The 21,604-nt window shown below is 70.6% G+C and carries 23 protein-coding genes; 10 read left to right on the top strand and 13 right to left on the bottom strand.

Translation table 11 applies throughout. The features are described 5' to 3' along the window. Positions 1 to 365 precede the first annotated feature (365 nt). Entirely contained in the window at positions 366 to 1,349 is a 984-nt protein-coding gene (locus HII36_RS27770; protein ID WP_173526203.1) for a CPBP family intramembrane glutamic endopeptidase, read from the bottom strand. A gap of 99 nt (positions 1,350 to 1,448) precedes the next feature. Between HII36_RS27770 and HII36_RS27765 the strand changes: the two genes are divergently transcribed. Beyond that, positions 1,449 to 2,165: a hypothetical protein gene (locus HII36_RS27765; protein ID WP_173526202.1), complete on the top strand. Its 717-nt coding sequence runs from the start codon at positions 1,449 to 1,451 to the stop codon at positions 2,163 to 2,165. Beyond that, on the top strand, positions 2,162 to 2,701 hold the full coding sequence (locus HII36_RS27760) for a DUF6529 family protein (RefSeq protein WP_173526201.1): 540 nt from the start codon (positions 2,162 to 2,164) through the stop codon (positions 2,699 to 2,701). The genes HII36_RS27765 and HII36_RS27760 overlap by 4 nt, the downstream gene beginning before the upstream one ends. On the opposite strand, the gene HII36_RS27755 is transcribed toward HII36_RS27760, so the two are convergent. Beyond that, the gene (locus HII36_RS27755; protein ID WP_173526200.1) at positions 2,691 to 3,623 is read right to left on the bottom strand and encodes an HpcH/HpaI aldolase/citrate lyase family protein; all 933 of its coding nucleotides are present in this window, start codon (positions 3,621 to 3,623) and stop codon (positions 2,691 to 2,693) included. The genes HII36_RS27760 and HII36_RS27755 overlap by 11 nt on opposite strands. 149 nt (positions 3,624 to 3,772) lie before the next feature. Between HII36_RS27755 and HII36_RS27750 the strand changes: the two genes are divergently transcribed. Continuing rightward, positions 3,773 to 4,141, top strand: coding sequence for a hypothetical protein (locus HII36_RS27750; protein ID WP_173526199.1), 369 nt, complete (start codon positions 3,773 to 3,775; stop codon positions 4,139 to 4,141). 5 nt (positions 4,142 to 4,146) lie between these two features. On the opposite strand, the gene HII36_RS27745 is transcribed toward HII36_RS27750, so the two are convergent. Beyond that, positions 4,147 to 5,106, bottom strand: coding sequence for an EamA family transporter (locus tag HII36_RS27745; protein WP_173526198.1), 960 nt, complete (start codon positions 5,104 to 5,106; stop codon positions 4,147 to 4,149). 96 nt (positions 5,107 to 5,202) lie between these two features. Here HII36_RS27745 and HII36_RS27740 point away from each other — a divergent pair, with 96 nt between their 5' ends. Together HII36_RS27740 and HII36_RS27735 are read left to right on the top strand one after the other, a co-directional pair. Further along, complete coding sequence (locus HII36_RS27740) at positions 5,203 to 6,408, top strand: magnesium transporter MgtE N-terminal domain-containing protein (RefSeq protein WP_328807922.1); 1,206 nt, start codon at positions 5,203 to 5,205, stop codon at positions 6,406 to 6,408. After that, positions 6,405 to 6,893: a DUF1003 domain-containing protein gene (locus HII36_RS27735; protein WP_173526197.1), complete on the top strand. Its 489-nt coding sequence runs from the start codon at positions 6,405 to 6,407 to the stop codon at positions 6,891 to 6,893. Before HII36_RS27740 ends, HII36_RS27735 begins: the two co-directional genes overlap by 4 nt. On the opposite strand, the gene HII36_RS27730 is transcribed toward HII36_RS27735, so the two are convergent. Then, positions 6,856 to 7,338 (bottom strand): MarR family winged helix-turn-helix transcriptional regulator, encoded by a 483-nt coding sequence (locus HII36_RS27730; RefSeq protein WP_328807921.1) that lies wholly within the window; start codon positions 7,336 to 7,338, stop codon positions 6,856 to 6,858. The genes HII36_RS27735 and HII36_RS27730 overlap by 38 nt on opposite strands. 155 nt (positions 7,339 to 7,493) lie before the next feature. On the opposite strand from HII36_RS27730, the gene HII36_RS27725 reads away from it, so the two are divergent. After that, on the top strand, positions 7,494 to 8,633 hold the full coding sequence (locus tag HII36_RS27725) for an Mrp/NBP35 family ATP-binding protein (RefSeq protein WP_173526196.1): 1,140 nt from the start codon (positions 7,494 to 7,496) through the stop codon (positions 8,631 to 8,633). 116 nt (positions 8,634 to 8,749) lie between these two features. Here the strand turns inward: HII36_RS27725 and HII36_RS27720 are convergent, their stop codons facing one another. Next, positions 8,750 to 9,115 (bottom strand): sec-independent translocase, encoded by a 366-nt coding sequence (locus tag HII36_RS27720; protein ID WP_173526195.1) that lies wholly within the window; start codon positions 9,113 to 9,115, stop codon positions 8,750 to 8,752. Between the two features lie 265 nt (positions 9,116 to 9,380). On the opposite strand from HII36_RS27720, the gene HII36_RS27715 reads away from it, so the two are divergent. Next, positions 9,381 to 9,806, top strand: a complete 426-nt coding sequence (locus tag HII36_RS27715) for a hypothetical protein (RefSeq protein WP_173526194.1) — start codon at positions 9,381 to 9,383, stop codon at positions 9,804 to 9,806. 70 nt (positions 9,807 to 9,876) lie between these two features. On the opposite strand, the gene HII36_RS27710 is transcribed toward HII36_RS27715, so the two are convergent. The 3 genes from HII36_RS27710 to sigE all read right to left on the bottom strand — a co-directional run bounded on the left by HII36_RS27710 (position 9,877) and on the right by sigE (position 12,942). Continuing rightward, positions 9,877 to 11,634: a S1C family serine protease gene (locus tag HII36_RS27710; protein WP_173526193.1), complete on the bottom strand. Its 1,758-nt coding sequence runs from the start codon at positions 11,632 to 11,634 to the stop codon at positions 9,877 to 9,879. Between the two features lie 155 nt (positions 11,635 to 11,789). Then, positions 11,790 to 12,308 carry an anti-sigma factor family protein gene (locus tag HII36_RS27705; RefSeq protein ID WP_173526192.1) on the bottom strand — a complete coding sequence of 173 codons (519 nt, stop codon included), beginning with the start codon at positions 12,306 to 12,308 and terminating at the stop codon, positions 11,790 to 11,792. 1 nt (position 12,309) lies between these two features. Further along, positions 12,310 to 12,942 carry an RNA polymerase sigma factor SigE gene (gene sigE, locus HII36_RS27700; RefSeq protein ID WP_173526191.1) on the bottom strand — a complete coding sequence of 211 codons (633 nt, stop codon included), beginning with the start codon at positions 12,940 to 12,942 and terminating at the stop codon, positions 12,310 to 12,312. A 172-nt stretch (positions 12,943 to 13,114) separates the two neighbouring features. On the opposite strand from sigE, the gene HII36_RS27695 reads away from it, so the two are divergent. Further along, positions 13,115 to 13,753, top strand: a complete 639-nt coding sequence (locus tag HII36_RS27695; protein WP_173526190.1) for an O-methyltransferase — start codon at positions 13,115 to 13,117, stop codon at positions 13,751 to 13,753. 33 nt (positions 13,754 to 13,786) lie between these two features. Here HII36_RS27695 and HII36_RS27690 read toward each other — a convergent pair whose 3' ends face one another. Continuing rightward, positions 13,787 to 15,184 carry a leucyl aminopeptidase gene (locus HII36_RS27690; protein ID WP_173526189.1) on the bottom strand — a complete coding sequence of 466 codons (1,398 nt, stop codon included), beginning with the start codon at positions 15,182 to 15,184 and terminating at the stop codon, positions 13,787 to 13,789. A gap of 78 nt (positions 15,185 to 15,262) precedes the next feature. Continuing rightward, positions 15,263 to 15,430, bottom strand: a complete 168-nt coding sequence (locus tag HII36_RS27685; RefSeq protein WP_020545024.1) for a DUF3117 domain-containing protein — start codon at positions 15,428 to 15,430, stop codon at positions 15,263 to 15,265. Between the two features lie 181 nt (positions 15,431 to 15,611). Between HII36_RS27685 and HII36_RS27680 the strand changes: the two genes are divergently transcribed. Both HII36_RS27680 and HII36_RS27675 read left to right on the top strand, forming a co-directional pair. Further along, on the top strand, positions 15,612 to 16,388 hold the full coding sequence (locus HII36_RS27680) for a PaaX family transcriptional regulator (RefSeq protein WP_173526188.1): 777 nt from the start codon (positions 15,612 to 15,614) through the stop codon (positions 16,386 to 16,388). Then, positions 16,385 to 17,161, top strand: a complete 777-nt coding sequence (locus HII36_RS27675) for an enoyl-CoA hydratase-related protein (protein WP_173526187.1) — start codon at positions 16,385 to 16,387, stop codon at positions 17,159 to 17,161. The genes HII36_RS27680 and HII36_RS27675 overlap by 4 nt, the downstream gene beginning before the upstream one ends. Here the strand turns inward: HII36_RS27675 and HII36_RS27670 are convergent. The 3 genes from HII36_RS27670 to HII36_RS27660 all read right to left on the bottom strand — a co-directional run bounded on the left by HII36_RS27670 (position 17,148) and on the right by HII36_RS27660 (position 21,602). Continuing rightward, a complete protein-coding gene (locus HII36_RS27670; RefSeq protein ID WP_173526186.1) occupies positions 17,148 to 18,380 on the bottom strand; it encodes an alpha-L-fucosidase in 1,233 nt (410 codons plus the stop codon). The two genes, HII36_RS27675 and HII36_RS27670, sit on opposite strands and share 14 nt — an antisense overlap. An 85-nt stretch (positions 18,381 to 18,465) precedes the next feature. After that, positions 18,466 to 19,899, bottom strand: a complete 1,434-nt coding sequence (locus HII36_RS27665) for a M1 family metallopeptidase (RefSeq protein WP_173526185.1) — start codon at positions 19,897 to 19,899, stop codon at positions 18,466 to 18,468. 38 nt (positions 19,900 to 19,937) lie between these two features. Continuing rightward, positions 19,938 to 21,602, bottom strand: a complete 1,665-nt coding sequence (locus HII36_RS27660) for a type 2 periplasmic-binding domain-containing protein (RefSeq protein WP_173526184.1) — start codon at positions 21,600 to 21,602, stop codon at positions 19,938 to 19,940. Between the last annotated feature and the right edge of the window lie 2 nt (positions 21,603 to 21,604).

Here is a 21,604-nt window from a genome sequence, read left to right as displayed (position 1 = left end):
GTCCGGGTGGGGCCGGGGGTCGTCCGAGTCCGGCGGTTGTTGTGCGACCTCAGGAGGCGGGTCGTCGTCACCCGGCGGTCGCTGCGGCGGTTCGCTGGGGCCGGAGGCCACGCGTCGTCCCTCCTCGTCGAACGGGTCGAACGGAGTTTCCGGACCGTTCCAGAAACCCATCCCACTGTGTGCGCTTATTTCGGAGTTCGGGTGTCTAGGTCAGGAAATATCATCACGCGCTGACTACTACCCCGCCGCGCCGGGAAGATCACCTCCGCGAATCCCTCGCCGTTCCACAGGATCCAGACCAGCATGCTTGGGCCGGAATAGCGAGACCTCTCTAGCGAGATTCATCCCACCTCCCGCCGGATTTTTCACGAAATAGTGCTGATTGACCGCTTTTTGGCCAGATAGAGCACGCCAACGATGTACACCCCGAACTGCACCACGGTCCCCGCCAGCATCTGCCAGGGCACGTCCCCCTGGCGCAGGGCCTCGTCCAGTCGCCCGGCCGCCGCGCTGATGCCGAACGCGATCAGGTTGTTGACCACGTGCAGCGCGATCGCCGCCTCCAGTCCCCCGGTACGCACGGTCAGCCAGCCCATGATGACGCCGAACAGGAACACGTCCACGAGTCCCAGCCAGGTGTAGCCGTGCATGGCCGCGAACAGCAGGGAACCGATGAGGATCGCCCACGCCGGATTGCGCACGTGCACCCCGAACGCCTGCAGGAACCAGCCGCGGAACACGTACTCCTCGGTCGCGGCCTGAACCGGCACCAGCAGCAGGATGATGATCAGCGGGATCAGGAAGTCGGCCCAGCCCGTCCAGCCGAACAGCTTGGACGGCTCGTTCCCGGTCAGCGACATGACCACGATCTGCGCGATCTGCCCGAGCACCAGCGCCAGCACGGCCAGGGCCAGGCAGCGCAGCAGCCAGCCCCACCGCAGCCGGCCGGCCACGGAGGACAACGTCCCCGGTCTCCTGCGCTGGACGAGCGCCGCCGTACCGAACACCAGCGGCAGCACGAGCGCGATCGACAGCAGCAGCACGGCCATGCCGAACACGGGGTCGCCGAACAGGTCGACGGCCGGGTTCGCCGGCGGCGGCATCCCGGCGAGTGCCGCGATCACCCCGCCGGAGATCACCACCATGGCCTGGATCAGCAGGAAGCCGATCCCCACCATCAGGGTGCCGACGATGGCCCGCCAGAGCTGGTCGGCCTGGGTCCTGGCCAGATGGTCGTATCGCACGCCGCGCGGAACGGGCAGGAACCAGGACTCGCCCCGCGGCGGCTGACTCGGCCAGGCCGGCGGCTGAGCGCCGGGCGGAAGCTGCGGACCTGGATTCTCCTGCATCCATACATTCTGTCCACCAGATGCGCATTAGTTCACAGACGGCCCCCCTCTTTGGGCGGATGCTCGAAGGCGTAGGCATTTCGACCCTGGGAGCAGTTCATGTCAAGGCTGGGACCTGTCATCACCCTGGCGGCAGGCGTCGTGCTGGCCGCCGGGCTCGGTGTCGCCAGCGTCACCGCGGCACCCGCGGCCGAGCAAGCGGCCGCCTCCGAAGCCGTCGAGCCGTCCGCGACCCCGCCGGGGAACGCGAACGCGAGCGAGAGCACGGGCGAGAGCGCGAGCGCCAACCCCTCGCCCGAGCAGAGCGCGGCGGCGCAGCCCGTCGTGAAGGCCGACTACGGCGGCCGCGTCAAAGGCAACGGCGGCCTCATCGCCATCTCCATCAGGGACGGCAAGGCCGTCGGATACTTCTGCGACGGCAGAACCGAAGCCTGGTTCAAAGGCGCGGAAACCGGTGGAAAGCTCGAACTCAAGGGCCTCGGCGGCGCCACGATCGGCGCGACGCTGACCGGCGGCACGGCCAAGGGCAAGCTCACCGTCGGGGGCGGGAAGTGGACCTTCGTGGCGCCCACCGTGGTCAAGCCGTCCGGTCTGTATCGGGCCACGGCCCTGGTCAGGGGCGCCAAGCTGCGGGCCGGCTGGATCGTGATCAAGCGTCCGCAGGGCGGCTACGACCAGGTCGGCGCGGCCTTCCTGGACGAGCGGCAGCTCGACATCCCGCGGCTCGACGACGAGAGCCCGACCGCGCCCGTCACGGTCGAGCAGACCACCCTCCACCCCAAGGACGTCGACGGCTTCATCCAGGAGATGCGATGACCGCCATCCAGCCCACCCGCAGCCTGACCCCGTTACTCACGCCGCTGCTGATCGGCGGCCTGGTGATGATCGCGCTCGGCGTCTACGGCCGCGCGCACGCGCCGACCGGGTTCGCCGTCGGCCCCGGCGGGTTCTCGGGGGCCCTGCCGATGAAGGTCTGGCTGACCACGGGCGCCTTCGCGCTGGCGATCGTCCAGGTGGTGTCGGCGCTGGCGATGTGGGGCAAGCTCGGGATCTCCATCCCGCCCGCCGTGCACCGCTGGTCGGGCCGGCTGGCGTTCCTGCTCACGATCCCCGTCGCCTTCCACTGCCTGTACGCGCTCGGCCTGCAGTACGACGTGCCGCGCGTGCTCGCCCACTCGTTGCTCGGCTGCTTCTTCTACGGCGTGTTCACCGCGAAGATGCTGGCGCTGCCCAAGCGCGGCACGCCGGGCTGGACGCTGCCGGTGCTCGGCGGCCTGACGTTCACCGCGCTGGTCGGGCTCTGGCTGACGTCGTCGTTCTGGTTCTTCACCGCCGTCGGGTTCAAGGTGTGAAGGTCTTGGTGCGGGCGAGCCCGGCCGCCCGTCCCTTGGCCGCCACGACGAGCGCCATCTTGCGCGAGGCCTCGTCGATCATCTCGTCGCCCAGCATGACCGCGCCGCGCTTCTCCACCGTGGTGTAGTACTCGTACGCCTCCAGGATCAGCTCGGCGTGGTCGTAGTCCTCCTGCGACGGGGAGAACACCTCGTTGGCCGCGTCGACCTGCAGCGGGTGCAGCACCCACTTGCCGTCGAAGCCCAGCGCGGCGGACCTGGCGGCCACCCTGCGGAAGCCTTCGACGTCCTTGATCTGCAGGTAGGGGCCGTCGATGACCTGCAGGTCGTGCATCCTGGCGGCCATGAGCAGGCGCATCAGGATGTAGTGGTAGGCGTCGCCCTCGGTGTAGCCGGGCGGCTGCTCGCCGACGACGAGCGTGCGCATGTTGACCGAGGCCATGAAGTCGGCCGGGCCGAACACCAGCGTCTCCAGCCGCCTGGACGAGCCCGCGATGGCGTCGGCGTTCACCAGGCCCCTGGCGTTCTCGATCTGCGCCTCGATCCCGATGCGGCCGACCTCGAAGCCCATGGTCTTCTCGATCTGGGTGAGCAGGGTGTCGAGCCAGACGACCTCGGTCGGGTCCTGCACCTTGGGCAGCATGACGGCGTCCAGGAACTCGCCGGCGCCCTCCACGACCTCGATGACGTCGCGGTAGGTCCACTGGGTGGTCAGGCCGTTGACCCTGACCACGCGGGTCTTGCCGGTCCAGTCGCCCTCGCGCAGCGCGGCCACGATGTTGGCCCGCGCGTCTTCCTTGGCCAGCGGCGCGACGGCGTCCTCCAGGTCGAGGAAGACCTCGTCGACGGGGAGTGTCTGGGCCTTCTCCAGGAAGCGGGGGTTGCTGCCGGGCACCGCGAGTACGGAACGACGTGAGCGCATGCGCCCACGCTATTGGCCCCGGCCCGCGCCCGGCAGTGGGCCCCCGTCTATGGCCCTGCGACGGTCGCTCTATGGCACTGCCACGGTCGCTCTATGGCGCTGCCACGGTTGCTTCGATCGCCCGGCGGATCGGCGTTACAGTCGAGGCTGTGAGCGACGACACCGCGGCCATCCAGGAGGGCGCCAAGAAGTCCGGCGTGCTCTGGCTCACCCTCGACCGGCCCCGCCTGGCCTGGCACACCTTCCACGACGGCGCGATCTACCTGGTCGGCGGCGGCGAGGAGCAGGAGTTGCCCGGGCTCGAGTCCATGGGCCGGGTCCACGTGACGCTGCGCAGCAAGGACAACGGCGCCATGCTGGCGGGCTTCGACGCCGACGTCACCGTGGTCGACCAGGCGGCCGCGCCCGAGGCGGTGGCCGCGCTGGCCAAGGACCGGCTCAACGCCGCCGACAGCGAGCACCTGACCGAGCGCTGGGCCGCCGGCTCCACCGTCTTCCGCCTGGCCCTGCCCGGCTGAGGCCGTCAGCTCACCCGTACCGGCTCGGTCGAGGCGGAGACGGAGGCGGGGTCGGGCTGCTCGGCGGGGGTCGCGGTCTGCGCCAGCACGGCCCCGGCCAGCACGAGCAGGCCGCCGATGACCTGGAAGACGCCCAGCGTCTCCCCCACGAAGCCCCAGGCGACGAGCGTCCCGCCGATGACCTCCAGCGTGGCCACCGTCGCGCCGACCGCGGCCGACAGCCTGCGCACCGCGTTGATGCCCAGGATGTACGCGATCACCGTCGCGACCACCACCATGATCAGGTACGCCACGAACACCGGCAGCACCACCCCGCCGGTCTCAGAAGGCGCGGTCGTGGCGGTGAACGCCTGCCAGGGGATGTTCCACGGGCGGGCGAACGGCAGCAGGATCACCGCCGCGCCGGTCATGCCCCAGGCGACCAGGCCGAGCGGGTCGAGCCCTTCGCCCAGGCTGTCGGCCATCAGGAAGTAGCCGGCGCAGCACGCCCCGGCCACCAGGCCGAGCAGCAGGCCCAGCGCGTTCAGGCTGATGCCCTGCCACGCCTCGACGACGATCCCGAGCCCGGCCACGGCCGCCACCGCGCCGATGTAGGCGGCCCGAGGCAGGTGCACCTTGCGGACGAACCGCACCCAGACGACCACCATCACCGGCGCCATGAACTCCAGCAGCAGCGCGATCCCGACCGGCAGCATCGTGATGGCCACGAAGTACAGCGACTGCACCCCGGCCACGCCCACGAGCGCGAACAGCCCGAAGAACGGCCACTTGGACCTGGGGATGCGCAGGGCCCGCGGCCTGAAGACGGCCAGCACGGCCATCAGCAGCAGCCCGGCGCCCGCCATGCGGGTCCAGACCGCCTCGATGGGCTCCAGGCCCGCCGCGATGAGGTACTTGGCCATCGGTCCGGAGAACGCGAAACAACACGAGGACACGAATGCCAGCACGAGACCGACATACCTCATCACACACCACCTGGGAGGTAATTACCGTTTAACAGGTTGGATACTGACACGCCGGGCGTCCCCGGCGCAATGTGACGGCGCTGTTAGCCTGCTGAGGTGAAGATCTTCGTGGCCCGCCTGGCGGGCACCCCGGTCTTCGACCCCGCGGGCGACCAGATCGGCCGCGTCAGGGACGTCGTGGTCGGCCTGCGCATCAGCCGGCCGCCGAACGTGCACGGCCTGGTCGTGGAGGTGCAGCCGCGCCGGCGCGTGTTCCTGCCCATCACCCGCGTCCGCCGCATCGAGCCGGGCGCCGTCGTCTTCACCGGCCGGCTGAACATGCGCAGGTTCGAGCAGCGGGCCACGGAGACGCTGGCCATCGGCCAGATGCTGGACCTCAAGGTACGCATCGACGGCCAGGACATGACCGTCTACGACGTGGCCATGGAGGAGACCAGGACCTCGACCTGGGAGATCACCCGGGTGGCCGCGTACAAGGGCAGGCGCAGGCGCGAGACCAGGACGGTCGACTGGCGCGAGGTCGCCGGATTCGACACGCTGCAGAAGGACCAGGGCGCGGCCGGGCTGATCGCCGCGTTCGAGTCGCTCCGGGCCGCCGACATGGCCAGCGCGCTGCACGAGCTGCCCGCCAAGCGGCGCATCGAGATCGCCCGCGCGCTCAACGACGACCGGCTCGCCGACGTGCTGGAAGAGCTGCCGCCCAGCGACCAGATCGGCATCCTGGGCACGCTGGAGCCGGAGCGCGCGGCCGACGTGCTGGAGGAGATGGGCCCCGACGACGCCGCCGACCTGCTGCACGACCTGCCCGACGAGCAGGCCGCCGAGCTGCTCGCGCTGATGGAGCCGGGCGAGGCCGCGCCGGTGCGCCGCCTGCTCACCTACGCCGACGACACCGCGGGCGGCCTGATGACCAGCGAGCCGGTGATCCTGCCGCCCAGCGCCACGGTGGCCGAGGCGCTGGCCCACATCAGGCTCAAGGACCTGACCCCGGCCGTGGCCGCCCAGGTGTACGTCACCCGGCCGCCGACGGAGACGCCGACGGGCACGTACCTGGGCGTCTCGCACTTCCAGCGGTTGCTGCGCGAGCCGCCGTCCACGCTGCTCGGCGGGGTGCTCGATCCGTCCATCGACCCGATCAGGCCGGAGCGGACGCTGCCCGAGGTGACGTCCTACCTGGCCAACTACAACCTGGTCGCGGCGCCCGTGGTGGACGAGCTGGGCCGCCTGGTCGGGGCCGTGACCGTGGACGACGTACTCGACCATCTGCTGCCGGAGGACTGGCGCGAGGGGGACCGCCCGTGACAGCCGACCGCCTGGACCAGCCGCGCGCGCTGCGCCGCTCGCTGCGCCCGCACTACGATCCCGAGGCCTTCGGCCGGCTGTCCGAGCGCATCGCCCGCTTCCTGGGCACCGCCAGGTTCCTGGTGTACATGACGGTGTTCGTGGCGGTCTGGGTGACCTGGAACGTGGCGGCCCCGGCGCCGCTGAAGTTCGACCCGTACCCGTTCATCTTCCTGACGTTGATGTTGTCGTTGCAGGCCTCGTACGCCGCCCCGCTGATCCTGCTCGCGCAGAACCGGCAGGACGACAGGGACCGCATCCAGTACGAGCAGGACCGCGAGGCGGCCGACAGGAACCAGGCCGAGATCGAGTACCTGACCAGGGAGATCGCCGGGCTGCGGCTGGCGCTGAGCGAGGTCGCCACGCGCGACTACCTGCGCTCGGAGCTCGGCAGGCTGCTCGACGAGCTCAAGGATCAACAGGAGCGGCAGAGGGAGCACCGGTGAGGTCGAGCTTGGCCAGCATCTCGCGCACCTGGCCGAGGTCGGCGGCGTCGAGCAGGTCGAGGAACTGGGACTTGATCCCGCGCAGGTAGGTCGGGTTGGCCTCGGCCAGGCGGTCGGCGCCCCGGTCGGTCAGCACCGCGTACAGGCCGCGGGCGTCGCTCGGGCACGCCTCGCGCGAGACCAGGCCGTCGCGCTGCAGCCGGTCGATCAGCCTGGTCAGCCCGCTGCGCGAGAGCAGGACACGCCCGGCGAGATCGTTCATGCGCAGCCTGCGGTCGGGCGCCTCGGCCAGTTGGACCAGCACCTCGTACGAGGCCAGCGGCAGGCCGTGGGTGAGCAGCAGCTCGGTCTCCAGGTGCCTGGCGATGCGCACCTGGACACGCTGGAGCATCCGCCAGACCGCCAGTTCCTCGACCGTGAGGCCCTCGTCGCGCAGAAGAGTCACGGAGTAACCTTAGTTCGTTGCACAGACACCTAACAGGATGGATTAACCGGGCTCCCGACCTGGTTCATACCATGGAGGGGCATCCTCACCGGCGCTTCGCGCCGCTCCGACATACCGACTAAGGAGGGACGGCACGCGCTCGTGCCGAGACTTCGATGGCACCAACCCAGGATCAAGTGCAGGCCGCCCTCGCCACCGTCATCGACCCCGAGATCCGTCGGCCCATCACCGACCTCGGCATGGTCAAGAACGTCGACATCGCCGCCGACGGCGCGGTGCGTGTGGGCGTCTACCTGACCGTGGCCGGGTGTCCCATGAAGGACACCATCCGCCGCGACGTCACCAACGCGGTCTCCAAGCTCGACGGTGTCACCGGCGTCCAGATCGAGCTCGACGTGATGAGCGCCGAGCAGCGCAAGACGCTGCAGACCACGCTGCGCGGCGACCGCGGCCCGGAGAAGGAGATCCCCTTCAACCAGCCGGGCTCGCTGACCCGCGTCTTCGCGGTGGCCAGCGGCAAGGGCGGCGTCGGCAAGTCCTCCGTGACGGTCAACCTGGCCGCGGCCATGGCCGCCGGCGGCATGAAGGTCGGCATCGTCGACGCCGACATCTACGGCCACAGCATCCCGCGCATGCTGGGCGCCGCCGAGCGCCCGACCAAGGTCGAGGACATGATCATGCCGCCGATGGCGCATGACATCAAGGTGATCTCGGTCGGCATGTTCAAGCCCGAGGGCAACACGCCGGTCGTCTGGCGCGGGCCGATGCTCGACCGCGCGCTGCACCAGTTCCTTGCCGACGTCTACTGGGGCGACCTCGACGTCCTGCTGCTCGACCTGCCGCCGGGCACCGGCGACATCGCGATCTCCGTCGCCCAGCGGCTGCCCGGCGCCGAGATCCTGGTCGTCACCACCCCGCAGCAGGCGGCCGCCGAGGTGGCCGAGCGGGCCGGCTCGATCGCCGCGCAGACCCACCAGCAGATCGCCGGCGTGATCGAGAACATGGCCTGGCTGCCCTGCCCGCACTGCGACGAGCGCATCGCCGTGTTCGGCGAGGGCGGCGGCCAGACCGTCGCCGACGCGCTCACTCGCACGCTGGGCGCGCGGGTGCCGCTGCTCGGGCAGGTGCCGCTGGACATGCGGCTGCGCGAGGGCGGCGACGAGGGCAAGCCGCTGGTGCTCACCGAGCCCGACTCGCCCGCTGCGGCCGAGCTCAGGAAGATCGCCGCCGGGCTGAGCAAGCGCTCTTCCAGCCTGAAGGGCCTGCAGCTCGGGCTGGCCCCGAACCGGGGCTGAGAACGCGAAGAGGGCCCGCACCGTCGTCCGGTGCGGACCCTTCGTCATGTCGGGGGCGCATCGCCGGGGTCGTGGCCCCGGGTGGAAATGCGCGCGAATGGCCGTGAGACGGCCGCTCAGGTGGCTTCCGAGTCGTACGGCGGGATTTCTCCATACCCGAGCCGATCTTCAGGCTCAGAGGCGTACGGCGCGGTCGTGGCCGGCTCCAGCTCGGGCGCCTTGTCGCCGTTCCAGTCTTTCTCGATGTCGTCGAGCAGGTGCTTGCGGACGAAGTTCTTCGGATTGAGGTCGGCCGGATCGAAGTTGGAGAACTCCGGCCCGAGCCCGGCCCGCAGGTCGTCGCGGGCGTTGTTGGCCATCCGGCGCACGTTGCGCAGCGCCTTGCCCGCCTGCGCGGCGGCCTGAGGCAACTTTTCCGGACCGAAGACCAGCAGCGCGATGACGATCAGCGCGCAGATCTCCCACCAGCCAAGTCCGAACACCGTGAGCTCCTACCGCAGTCTTACCGCCCGAGGACAACCCCGGCCTATCCACAGACTAAGGGCTATCGGGGGTTGGTCGGTCGTCCCAGCCTGGTCATACCATCCGGCACCGGTCCGGCCTGGGCGGGACTCCCGGCCCCGTCGGGCAAAACGGGCATCTCCCGGCTTCGGGTGGCATTCGCTCCGTGTTCGCCGCGCGTTCAACCACCTGCCCAAGGTGCCCTGTCATGATCACGTGGTCCAACTGCGACGAAAGGTGCGAAAGATGCGCAAGACTGCCAAATTGCTCCTTACCGCTGGTGTGATCGCGTGCGGGCTGGCGGGCACGACGCCCGCGCAGGCCGCCACCGCCGCGAACCCGTACGACCCGGCCGCGGTGTGTGGTTCCGGGTTCCGGGTGATCGACTCGCACCCGTTCACATCGGGCGGCACCAAGCTGGCCACCGTCTACCTGTCCTACAAGGGCAGCACGGGTGAGAACTGTGTCGTCACGCTGAACCACACCGTGTCGACGATCTGGATGCGCGCGACCCTTTCCGTGCAGGGCGGCGCGACCAGGTCGGATGCGAAGGAGTACCGGTACTACGCCGGCCCGGTGAAGCTGCGGGCGGCCGGCAAGTGCGTCAAGTGGGGCGGCACGTGGGACGAGGCCCCGTTCAGCTGGACCAGCGGCTGGAGCCACTGCGGCTGACCCTCCGCTGAAACCGCGAGCCCCCCGATCCGTGGGATCGGGGGGCTCGTCCGCGTTCTACGGCACGAGGTCAGGACGGCGTCGGGGTCGGGCCGTCCTCGGCGACCACCGTCAGCGTGGCCGTGCGCTCCTGGCCGTCGCGCTGGTACTTGATGGTCAGCTTCGCGCCGGGGGACTTGCTGCGGATCAACGCGATCAGCTCGTTGCCGTCCTCCAGGCGCAGCCCGTCGATCTCCAGGATCACGTCACCGGGCTTGAGCCCGGCCTGGGCCGCCGGGCCGCCGGCGTCGACCGGCTGGTTGCCCTCGCGCGGCTCGGAGGCGATGCGCACGCCCTGACCCTTGTACGTCGGGTCGAGCATGATGCCGATCTTGGGACGCTTGGCCCGGCCGGTGGTGATCAGCTCTTCGGCCACCCGGCGGGTCTGGTTGACCGGAATCGCGAAGCCCAGGCCGATGCTGCCGCTCTGGCCGCCGACCGAGCGGCTCAGCGTGGCGATGGCGGAGTTCACGCCGACCACCTCGCCGCGGCTGTTGACCAGCGGGCCGCCGGAGTTGCCCGGGTTGATGGCGGCGTCGGTCTGGATGGCGCTGATGAACGCCGGCTCCTCCTCAACCCCGCCCTGGCCGCCCTCGTCGCCGGCGATGACCGGGCGGTTGAGCGAGCTGACGATGCCGGTGGTGACCGTGCCGGTCAGGCCCAGCGGGGAGCCGATGGCGATCACCGGGTCGCCCACCACCACCTGGTCGGAGTTGCCCAGGGTGATCTCCGGCGTGCCGAACGTCTCCTCGGGCTTGACCACGGCCAGGTCGGAGCCCGGGTCGCGGCCGACGATGCGGCCCCTGGTGGTCTTGCGGTTGTGGAACCTGATCTCGATCTCGCCGTCGTCCTTGGCGGCCAGGGCGACGACGTGGTTGTTCGTCACGACGTACCCGTTCTTGATCAGGAAGCCGGAGCCCGAGGCGCCCTCGGTGCCGCTGCCGACCTCCAGCGAGACGACGCTGGGCAGCACGCGGGCGGCCACGCCCGCGATGGAGTCAGGCGCCCGGTTGGTCGCACCGGTCGGCACCGGGCCCAGGCTGAAGGACGGGTCGTTGGCGCTGCTCGGCTTGGTCAGCAGGTACGTGCCCAGGCTGCCGAGCAGCGAGGCCACCAGCGCGATCACCAGGGCGAGCGTGACCAGGAACCCGGTGGCGTGCGTGCGCCGCTGCGGCGCGGCGCCGAAGGCGATGCCGCCCGGCTGGGCCGGCGGCGGTGGCGCCCAGCCGGCGCCCATGCCGAACGCCTGGCGCGGCGGAGGCGGCGGCGGGTTGCCCGGGCCGTAGGGCTGCGCGGGCGGGAACGGCGGCATCTCGTAGGCGCGGGTGCCCCCGCCCTGCGGAGCGCCGAACGCGCCGCTGCCCTGCGGGGAACCGAACGCGCCGCCGCTGCCGCCCTGTGGGACGGCGAAGTCTCTGCGCGGGGGCTCGTGCGACAGGATCTCGTAGGAGCCGCCGCTCGGGCTCTCGAAGCTCACCCCGCCGGAGTTCGCCCCGCCGGGGTTGCCGAAGGCGCCGTTGGCCGCCGGTTCCTGGGCGCCGCCCGGCGTCTCACGACCGGCGGGCGGCCCGTACGAGGGCGACTCGTACGGGCGGCTGCCGTGACTCTCGGTGGGACGGCCCGACGGGTCGCCCCACGAGTGGCCGAACGAGGCGGGCGGCTCGGGCCGCTGGCCCGGCTGCTCGCCGCTGTCGTCGGCGGGGAGGAAGTCCGGTCGCCCCTGTGGCTCGGCGGAGCTCGGGGATTCCGACGGCATGCGTCCTTCTGTGGGGCGCGTCTCGTCGGTCATCTACGTCTCACCACTCCTTGCTCGGCCACCGCAATCCTGGCCCTTGCGGCATACGAGGGTCATAAAGCGATTTGTCCAAGACAAATTCCGAACCCAGATCGTATGCCCCTAAGGCAGCGGAGTACGCCAACTGAGTATCCCAGGCATGACCCGGGTCAAGGCGTGGCGGTGCGTGGGGCGCTGGAGTGGTGGCCGGGCTCGAACAGCTCCACGGGCGGCGCCGGCGACTGCTGGCCCACGCCTGAGGCCGCGAAGAAGGTGCCCAGCGCGACGGCCGCGGAGACCACGCCGACCGCCACATACGTCGAGCGCCTTCTACCACCGCGTCCAGGGCCCGAGCCACCGCCGCTCGCGTCTCTGCGCGGGCGGTTGTCCAAGGGGGCGATGGTGTGCGGCCCTGGGATGGGCACTCCCCCGAACGTCCGGGAAGGGAAAGGGCGCTCCCTCGGCGGCAGCGGACCCCCGGGCTCGGCCATGCGCAGCAGCGACATCGTCAGGTCGGCCGGCATGGCGGGCCCGTCGAGCGAGCGCAGGCGCGACTTGAGCGCCCGCATCGACTCGACCTCGCGCCTGCAGTCGGCGCAGAACGTCAGGTGCGCCAGGGCGCGATCGCGTTCGGTGTGGTTGAGCTCGCCGTCGACGAGCGCGGAAACACGTTCTCCAAGATGAGCCATATCAGACTTCCTCCCCACGGATCACGGTCGGGGGGAGTTGGGTAGTACGGGGGGCCCGATGATCGAGCGCCTCCCGCAACTGCGCCCGGCCACGGTGAATACGGCTTCGGACCGTACCCAGCTTGACGCCGAGCGTGGCCGCGATCTCCTCGTAAGACAGGCCCTCGATGTCGCACAGCACGATCGCGGCCCGGAACTCGGGTGCGAGCGCGTCGAGGGCGGCCTGGATGTCGGGCTCCAGGTGGGCGTCGTCGAACGCCTGCGCCGGTGAAGGCTCACGGCCGCGCAGCCGCTCGGCGGCGTCGTCGGCCAGCCCCTCGAACCTGATGCGCTGCTTGCGGCGCGCCATGTCGAGGAAGAGGTTCGTCGTGATCCGGTGCAGCCACCCCTCGAACGTGCCGGGGGTGTAGCTCGACAGCGACCTGAAAACCCGGACGAAGACCTCCTGAGTGAGGTCCTCGGCATCGTGGACATTGCCGGTCAACCGGTATGCCAGCCGATACACGCGTGCGGAGTGTGTCCGCACCACTTCCTCCCAGGTGGGAGGAGTCCAGTCAGACGACACGGGAGTATCGGTCTGGTGGTCGCTTTCGTCCACCAGAACTCCTCTCTCTGGGACCACCGCTACCGTCATAGTGCCTGGTTTCGTCCCTTCGTGCGCACTGCCTGCCTTCCGGACCGGCAAAGCCCGTTTAAACCTGCAACGCCTCACTGCCCGCCTGAGTTCCCGTCCCGGCGTGTCTCCCCTAGGCTGCGATCGGTACCAACGCGTGGACCAATCGCACGAAAGCGGGGGGAGGAGGCCGATGACCAGTCCGGTGGAGGCCACTCTGGCCTATGCGGAGCAGTTCCATCACGAGGATGAGATCCTGCACGCGGCGCGGCAGCGCGGGCTGGAGATGGGTGCCGTCCCCATCCTTCCCGGCGGCGGCGCGGCGCTCTGTTTCCTGGCCACCGCGGTCAACGCCAAGTCGGTGGTGGAGATCGGCACCGGCTGCGGCGTCTCCGGCCTGTGGCTGCTGCGCGGCATGCGCGGCGACGGCACGCTGACCAGCGTCGACGTCGAGCCCGAGCACCAGCGGCTGGCCAGACAGGCCTTCGCGGAAGCCGGTTTCTCCGGCGGCCGGGTGCGGCTCATCTCCGGCCGGGCACTCGACGTGCTGCCGCGGCTGTCCGACGGCGGCTACGACATGGTCTTCGCCGACGGCGCCAAGCAGGAATACGCCGACTATCTGGCCGAGGCGGTTCGGCTGCTGCGCGTGGGCGGGATCGTGGCGTTCGACAACGCGCTGTGGCACGACCGGGTGGCCGACCCCGCGCAGCGCGACCCCGACACGGTGGCGCTGCGCGAGCTGGGCAAGCTGGTGCAGTCGGACGACCGGCTGCGCTCGGTGCTCATGCCGCTCGGCGACGGCCTGCTCGCCGCCATCAAGATCGCCGACTGACCCGGCCGCCCAGCTCGTCGTCCGGCCGGCCGGTCAGCTCTTGGTCAGCCACTCCAGCAGCACGCGGACGCCGAAGCCGGTCGCGCCCTTGGTGAGCGCGCCCTCGTCGACGGTGCTGCGCCCGACCCCGGCGATGTCGAGGTGCGCCCACGGCCGCCGGCCCGCGAACTCGCGCAGGAACAGCGCCGCGGTGATCGACCCGGCCCCGTACGTCGAGCCCGCCTCGATGTTCGACAGGTCGGCGATCGGCGACTCGAGCGCCGGCGCGTAGTCCTCGATCAGCGGCATCCGCCACAGCCGGTCGTCGCTCTCCTGGCCGGCGTCGATGAGCTCCTTGGCCAGCGCGTCGTCGGAGGCGTAGACGGCGCCCACGTTGCGGCCGAGCGCCACGCTGATCGCCCCGGTGAGCGTGGCGATGTCGACCACCGCGTCGGGGTCGAGCTCGGCGTCGGCGTAGGCGAGCGCGTCGGCCAGCACGAGCCGGCCCTCTGCGTCGGTGTTGAGCACCTCGACCGTGGTGCCGCCGTAGTGCTTGATCACGTCGCTGGGCCGCTGCGCGGTGCCGGACGGCATGTTCTCCGCCGCCGCGACGAGACCGGTGACCCGGACCGGGGCGCCCAGCTTGGCCAGCGCGCCGAGCACGGCGATGACGACCGCGCCGCCCGCCATGTCGGTCTTCTGCGTCTTCATGTTGTCGGTCGGCTTGAGCGACAGGCCGCCGGAGTCGAACGTGATGCCCTTGCCCACCAGCACCACGTGCCTGTCGGTGGGCTCGGCCGGGGTGTAGGAGAGCTGGATGAGCCTGGGCGGGCTGACCGAGCCGCGGCCGACGGCCAGGATGCCGCCGAAGCCGTCGGACTGCAGCCGCTCCTCGTCCCAGATCTGGACGGGCAGGCCCTGCTCGGCGGCGCGCTCGGCCAGCCAGGCCGGGTTCTTCACCGAGGCCGGCGTGTTGGCCAGGTCGCGGGCCAGCGCCACGGCCTGCGCGACGATCTCCGCGCGGCGCACCTGACCCTCGTCGGCGCCCGCGAAGCGCAGCTCGCGCACCGGTTTCGTGCCGGCTGAGCCGATCTTGAAGGTGTAGGCGGCGAGCAGCGCGGACTCCGCGAACGCGCTCACGTCGCCGTCGGGCGGCACGATGGTCAGCGCCTGGCGGCCCTTGACCCTGCGGGTGAGCGCGGCGCCGGCCTTGCGCAGCGCGCGCGGCGAACCGTCGCCGACCCCGTAGAGCAGGACGCGGCCCACGCCGTCGCCCCTGGGCACCGGCACCTCGACGATCTCGCCCGCCTCGCCCTTGGCCTCGTAGTGCGCGAGCAGTTCGGAAACAGGCAGGTGCAGTTCGACCGACGGGCTGAGGTCCGAGGTGAACGGGACCGCCAGCAACTCCGCGTCGCCGGGATCGCCGACGACCGCGCTGGTCTCGATGGGCACGGAAGAATCTCCTCGAACGTCAGCGACCCTGGCGTCGGACTCACGCCAGGGCCGTGGATCAGGTTGTCTAGGGAGCTCTCAGCCGACGACGTTCTTCAACGCCTCGCCGAGCGCCTTGGCCTCGTCGGCGGAGATCTCCACGACGAGCCGGCCGCCACCTTCCAAAGGGACCCGCATGACAATGCCTCGCCCTTCCTTGGTGACCTCGAGCGGACCATCGCCGGTCCGCGGCTTCATCGCCGCCATGCGTGCATCCCTTCCTGCCTTGGGCTCCCGCGGCCCGCGATTTCCGATCACCCGTAGGGGGTGGTCGGCGCATTCACGTCTTCTGTGATGTCCTATTCTCCCGCATCGAGAGCCCTCATGGGTAACGATCTCCTCCCAGAATGCGTTGTCGAGCCCAGCGATCGCGTCCAAACTGGACTTCGTGCACGCTCGCGCCGCCCTGTTCGATCTGTACGGAGACCACCTGCGCTCACGTGGTGGGCAGGCGTCCGTCGCTGCGCTGGTAAGGCTCATGAAGCCGCTGGAAATCGCCGCTCCCGCCGTGCGCACGGCGGTTTCGCGCATGGTCAGGCAGGGCTGGCTGAAGCCGGTACGGCTGCCTCAGGGCGCGGGCTACGGGCTGACGCCGAAGTGTGTCAGGCGCCTGGATGAGGCCGCGCTGAGAATTTACCGAGCCGGGACCCTGAGCTGGCACGGCCGCTGGCATCTGATCGTTTTCGGGCCGGTCAAGGAGCGTCCGCGGCGCGAACGGCTGCGCGCCGACCTGACGTTCCTCGGCTACGCCGCGCTGTCGGAGACGACCTGGATCGGCCCGCGCTCGTCCATCGAGCTGGACAACCTGCTCGACGGCGAGGGCGTGGTGGCCGACAGGTTCGACGCGGCGCTGGAGGGCGATCCGCGCGAGCTGGTGGCCAGGGCCTGGGATCTGGCGGCCATCGGCGAGGCGTACGAGCACTGGCACGCCGACGCTGTCACGCTGATCAGCAGGCTGCCCGAGTCCGCCCCCGCCGACCAGGTGTTCGCGACCAGGAGCAGGCTGGTGCACGGCTGGCGCAACTTCCTGTTCCGCGACCCCGGGCTGCCGGCCGAACTGCTGCCCGCGGGGTGGCCGGGAGAGAAGGCCAGGGCGTTCTTCGAGCAGGAGGCCGCCCGCCTGCTGCCCGCAGCCGCCGCGTTCGTCGACAGGGAGTTATCGTGATCCGATATGACGTGACCGACGCCGTCGCCACCATCACCCTCGACCGTCCCGACGCGATGAACTCGCTGACGGCCGAGACGAAGTCCGCGCTGCTCGACGCGTTGCGGCGGGCGGCGGACGACCAGGCGGTCAGGGCGGTGCTGCTGACCGGCTCGGGCCGGGCCTTCTGCGCGGGCCAGGACCTGCGCGAGCACGCCGACAACCTGGCCGCGGGCCGGGGGCTGGCCGGCACGGTGCGCGAGCACTACAACCCGATCGTGGAGCTGATCACGACCATGCCCAAGCCGGTCGTGGCGGCCGTCAACGGCGTGGCCGCCGGGGCGGGCGCGTCGCTGGCCTTCGCCTGCGACCTGCGGGTCGTCTCGGAGAAGGCCAAGTTCGCGCTGGCGTTCGCCGGAATCGGCCTGGCCCCGGACTCGGGCGCGTCGTGGACGTTGCAGCGCCTGGTCGGCCCCGGCCGGGCGGCCGAGCTGATGCTGCTCGGCGAGCCGCTGGACGCGGCCCGCGCGCTGGCGCTCGGCCTGGCCACCCGGGTGGTGCCCGCCGACGACGTGCTGAAGACCGCCCAGGAGCTGGCCGTCCGGCTGGCGGCCGGGCCGACCAGGGCCTACGCGGCCACCAAGCAGGCGCTGGCGTACGCGGCCACGCACACGCTGACCGAGTCGCTGGCCAAGGAGGCCGACCTGCAGGACGAGTGCGCGGCCACCCAGGACCACCAGGACGCCACCCGGGCCTTCGTCGCCAAGGAGCGCCCGGTCTTCACCGGTCGCTGAGGAACAGCTCGACCACCGGCACCGCGACGTCCGGCCGGGTGACCGGGAGCTGCAGCGTCAGCGTGTCCTCGGGCAGTCCGCGCAGGTAGTCGTGGCCTGGCTCGTCGCCGATCTCCAGGAACGGCACCTCCGACGCGTCGTGCAGGAACTGGGCGTAGCGCACCCGGCCGGCCAGGCCGTCCAGGTGCACGTGCCGCATCGGCCACGACAGCAGGTGCAGGTAGAGCCGGTCGCCGCGCCGGGTGTAGCGGCAGTCGGGCGGCGGCCGGTGCTCCGACGCGCCCGCGCCGTAAATCGCGCGGCCGTGCAGCCGGGTCCAGCGGCCGATCTCGCGCAGCCGGTCGAGCGCGCGCGGCTCGAACTCGCCGCGCGCGTTCGGCCCGACGTTGAGCAGCATGTTGCCGCCCTTGGAGACGGTGTCGACGAGCATGCGGATCAGCAGGTCGGCCGGCTTCCAGTCGTGGTTGTCACGGTGGTAGCCCCAGCTTCCGTTGAGCGTCTGGCACGCCTCCCACGGCACGTGGCCGGGCACGCCGCCGGGCGGCATGACCTGCTCGGGCGTGGTGAAGTCGCCGCTGCCCAGGTCGAGCCGGTTGTTGAGCATGATGTCCGGCTGGAGCTCGCGGACCAGCGCCGCGAGCTCTTCCGAGCGCCACTCCTGCCTGCCCTTGGCGCCGAAGCCGCGCCCGGGGTAGGAGAAGTCGAACCACATCGTGTCGATCCTGCCGTAGCGGGTGAGAAGTTCGCGTACCTGGCCGTGCAGGTACGCGGCGTACTCGGCCATGTCGCGGGCCGGGTCCTCGCCCTGGTCGCGCTGCGGGTGGTAGAGGTCGATCGGGAACTCGGGGTGGTGCCAGTCGATCAGCGAGTGGTAGAGGCCGACGCGCAGGTCGCGGGCGCGGAACGCGTCGAGCATGGGGGCGAGCAGGTCTCTGCCCGCGGGCGTGTTCGGGGCCTTGTAGCTCGTCAGGTCCGAGTCCCACAGGCAGAAACCGTCGTGGTGCTTGGTGGTGACGACCAGGTACCGCATGCCCGCGTTCGCCGCCTCCTCGGCCCACGACTCCGGGTCGTAGAGGTCGGGGTCGAAGTGGTCGAAGTAGCGCTGGTAGTGCTCGTCGCTGAGGCGTTCGTACGACTTGACCCACTCGTGGCGGGCGGCCGCGGCGTAGATGCCCCAGTGAATGAACAGGCCGAAGCGGGCGTCGGTGAACCAGGTCAACGGGTCTCCTAGGGGTGGACGAGGATTTCGGACGGCCCGACCCGCCCGGTGCGACGGCGGGCCGGGAGGTTCCCGACGGCGGCGCTCATGCGGCGCTCCAGTCCGGGTGCCCGGGCATGGGCGGGTTCTTCTCGCCGTAGAGCCAGGCACGCAGGAAGCCGTCCAGGTCGGCGCGGTGCGTGATCTTCACGGCGTGCGCGACGAAGTCCTCGGTGGAGGCGTTGCCGTCCTTGTTGCGCTGCACCCAGGTCCGCATGATCCGGTCGAAGGCCGCCGCGCCCGCCTCCTGCCGCAGCGCGTAGAGCACCAGGGCGCCGCCGTCGTAGATGTTGTAGCCGCCGAGACCCTTGGGCCGGCCGGGCGGGCCGTCCTTGGCGCGGACGGCGTCCAGCTTGTCGTAGACGACCTTCATCTTGTCGGCGAGCTCGTCCCAGCCCTGCTCCTCGCCCCAGACGGCGGCGTAGTAGACGGCCGGTCCCTCGTTGAGCCAGGCGTCCTGCCAGGTGGCGGGGGTGACGGAGTCGCCGAACCACTGGTGGACCAGCTCGTGGATCATCGTGGTGGTGTACTTGGTGGTCCCGTCGGTGCGGTTGAACCAGTTCGTGCCGAACAGCGACAGCGTCTGGTTCTCCAGTGCGTTGCGGTAGCCGTCGTAGACGTGAATGCCGTAGGTGCTGAACGGGTACCTGCCGAACCTGCGCTCGGCCCAGGCGATCTGGTCGCCGGTCAGGTCGGCGATGGGGCCGTACCTGTCCTCCTGGCCGGCCGGGATCACGTGGCGCAGCGGCAGCCCGTGCGGTCCCGTGCCCGCGCGGTAGACGCCCTTGACCACGGCGAGCCCGAGCAGTTCCGAGGCCATCGGCTCCTTGGCGCGGAAGGTCCAGGTGGTGCCGTCGCGGCCGGTCGGCTCGCCGTTGGCGGTGGCGACGTAGCCTTCGGGCGCGGTGATGCGGAAGGTCCAGGTGGCCTTGTCCGACGGGTGGTCGTTGACCGGCATGAACGTGTCGGCCCTGCTCGCCTGGACGGCGGCGGCGAAGCCACCGTCGGCGCCGAAGTTCCAGCCGGTCAGGCCGAGCCGCTGGGCCTTGCCGTTGCCGTGGTAGGCGATCTCGACGGTGAACGGCACGTGGTTCCTGAGCGTCCGCGCGGGGGTGACGGTGAGCTCCTGGCCGGTGCGTCCGGGGGCGAGCGCCCAGGTGGCGGGCGCGCCGTTCACGGTGACGGCGTCGATGACGTGGCCGTCGGTGTCCAGGTTGAACGCCGACAGGTCCTGCGTGGCGGTGGCCAGGATCGTCACCTTGGCGGTGAAGTCGTGGGTGCCTGGCGTGTAGTCGAAGGCCAGGTCGTAGTGGCGGACGTCGTAGCCGCCGTTGCCGAGGTCGGGGAAGAGCGGGTCGCCGACGCCGGGGGCGCCGGGCGTGCCGGGCCGGTCGGCCCAGGCGGGAATAGCGAGGGAGGGAGTGGTGAGGCCGAGTGTGAGCGCGGCGGCCAGCCCGGCCACCGAGAGCTTTCTGATCATGCTGAGGTGCACCAATCGTCGGGGGGTGTGATGGCGGCTCAGTCGCCCGTCTTCTGCGACGCCTCCTCGAACTCGGCCCGCATCTTGTCGCCGCCCTGCGCCCGCCAGTCCTTGGCGAGCTGGTCCAGGTCGCTGACGGGCGAGCGGCCGGCGATGATCGAGGTGATCCTGTCGACCTTCATCGTGTGCAGGGCCTCGAACCTGGCCCCTTCGGTCGGCGAGTAGAGCGCGGTGGTCGGGTCCGCGACGCCGAGCGGGATGAGCTTGGTGAACGCCTCGTGCATGAGCTTGACGCCGTCGCGCGAGGTGGCGTCGTAGACGGCCTGCGTCGGCGCGGCGGCGTACTTCCACGGGGCGGTGATGTCCTTGGCGCCCTGCTCGGTGAGCACCGGGTTGCCCTGGTCGTCGCGGGTGTGGTCGGTGGTCTCGACGCCGTAGTTGATCAGCGTGTACTCCTCGCTGCCGAACGGGGCGGCGAAGAAGTCGGCGACGCCGAGCATCTCCTTGACCTTGGCCTCGTCCGCCTTCTTGATCAGGTTGATGCCGAAGACCACGTTGTTGAGCGAGACCTTGGTCTTCGTGCCGATCGGCAGCAGCGGGCGCGGGTCGGCCTTGGGGTCGATCTTCTTCTGGGTCTGCAGGAAGTTGCCCGGGCCGAGGAAGGCCGGCATGCCGTCGTAGGTGATGGCGGCGTGCCCGGCGTTGAACTCGTTCTTGCGCTTGAGCGTGTCGAAGCCCTCGGAGCCGGGGTAGATGATCCCGGCCTCGCGCAGCTTGCGGGTGTACTCGACGGCCGCCTTGTACTCCTCGGTCTCGATGTCGGCCAGGAACTTGCCGCCTTCCAGCCGCCACAGGTTCGTCGAGCCGAAGAGCTGGCTGATGATCGACAGGCCGAACATGCCGCCCGTGGCGGTGACGATGCCCCAGCGCCGCTCCTGCGGCCTGGTGAGCTCCTTCAGCAGCTCGAAGAAGCGGTCGAGGTCGGTGATCTGCGCCAGGTCGCTCACCCCGGCGGCGGCGAACTGGTCGTGCCGGTAGAAGCCGAGCCCGCCGGCCATGTTCCTGGGGACGGGGATGCCGTAGAGCTTGCCCGCGACCACGCCTTCGCGCCAGAACGCCTCCGGGATGGCCGCCAGGTTCGGGTACGCCTTGACCGCGTCGCCGCCGAGCAGCGCGGTCAGGTCGGCGCACTGGCTGGCCACGAAGGCGGGCAGGTTGCTGGTGCCCTGGGTCTCGATGTACGGGAACAGGTCGGGCAGGGTGCCGCCGGCGACCATGGTGTTGAACTTGGTGGGCCAGTCGTCGGACGGCACGATCTGGATGTCCAGCGTGCCGCCGAGCCGCTTCTCGATCTCCTGCCAGGCCGCGTTCCGCTCCCTGGGCGGCGGCGGTGACAGGAACGTCTTCAGCGCGATCTTGGCGGTGCCGCCGGACATGGGCGGCTTGGCGACGGACTTGAACAGTTCCTTGGGATAGCTGAAGTAGGCGTCGGGCACGCCGGCCGGGGTGCCGGGCAGGTCGGGCTTGAGCGCCGCGGACGGCGGCAGGTAGGCGGGCAGCTTGATCGTCAGGCCCTGGGCCTTGGCCGGCGGCGCCGCCGCGCCGCCACCGCCGCAGGCCGCCAGCAGCGGAGCCGCGGCCGCGCCCGCGGCGGTGATCGCGCCGAGGCGCAGGAAGCCACGTCTGGACAGTGACTCGTTCATGT

This window comes from Nonomuraea antri (genome assembly GCF_013283785.1).
In the GTDB taxonomy this organism is placed as follows: Bacteria; Actinomycetota; Actinomycetes; order Streptosporangiales; family Streptosporangiaceae; genus Nonomuraea; species Nonomuraea antri.
The sequence above is the reverse complement of the archived record's forward strand: the minus strand, read 5'-3'. Positions and strand labels throughout refer to the sequence as shown.

What these genes read in the sequence shown, in the direction of transcription:
- HII36_RS27770 (WP_173526203.1), bottom strand. Translation starts at nt 1,349, where the DNA reads ATGCAGGAGAATCCAGGTCCGCAGCTTCCGCCCGGCGCTCAGCCGCCG.
- HII36_RS27765 (WP_173526202.1), top strand. Translation starts at nt 1,449, where the DNA reads ATGTCAAGGCTGGGACCTGTCATCACCCTGGCGGCAGGCGTCGTGCTG.
- HII36_RS27760 (WP_173526201.1), top strand. Translation starts at nt 2,162, where the DNA reads ATGACCGCCATCCAGCCCACCCGCAGCCTGACCCCGTTACTCACGCCG.
- HII36_RS27755 (WP_173526200.1), bottom strand. Translation starts at nt 3,623, where the DNA reads ATGCGCTCACGTCGTTCCGTACTCGCGGTGCCCGGCAGCAACCCCCGC.
- HII36_RS27745 (WP_173526198.1), bottom strand. Translation starts at nt 5,106, where the DNA reads ATGAGGTATGTCGGTCTCGTGCTGGCATTCGTGTCCTCGTGTTGTTTC.
- HII36_RS27725 (WP_173526196.1), top strand. Translation starts at nt 7,494, where the DNA reads ATGGCACCAACCCAGGATCAAGTGCAGGCCGCCCTCGCCACCGTCATC.
- HII36_RS27715 (WP_173526194.1), top strand. Translation starts at nt 9,381, where the DNA reads ATGCGCAAGACTGCCAAATTGCTCCTTACCGCTGGTGTGATCGCGTGC.
- HII36_RS27710 (WP_173526193.1), bottom strand. Translation starts at nt 11,634, where the DNA reads ATGACCGACGAGACGCGCCCCACAGAAGGACGCATGCCGTCGGAATCC.
- HII36_RS27705 (WP_173526192.1), bottom strand. Translation starts at nt 12,308, where the DNA reads ATGGCTCATCTTGGAGAACGTGTTTCCGCGCTCGTCGACGGCGAGCTC.
- sigE (WP_173526191.1), bottom strand. Translation starts at nt 12,942, where the DNA reads ATGACGGTAGCGGTGGTCCCAGAGAGAGGAGTTCTGGTGGACGAAAGC.
- HII36_RS27695 (WP_173526190.1), top strand. Translation starts at nt 13,115, where the DNA reads ATGACCAGTCCGGTGGAGGCCACTCTGGCCTATGCGGAGCAGTTCCAT.
- HII36_RS27685 (WP_020545024.1), bottom strand. Translation starts at nt 15,430, where the DNA reads ATGGCGGCGATGAAGCCGCGGACCGGCGATGGTCCGCTCGAGGTCACC.
- HII36_RS27665 (WP_173526185.1), bottom strand. Translation starts at nt 19,899, where the DNA reads ATGATCAGAAAGCTCTCGGTGGCCGGGCTGGCCGCCGCGCTCACACTC.
- HII36_RS27660 (WP_173526184.1), bottom strand. Translation starts at nt 21,602, where the DNA reads ATGAACGAGTCACTGTCCAGACGTGGCTTCCTGCGCCTCGGCGCGATC.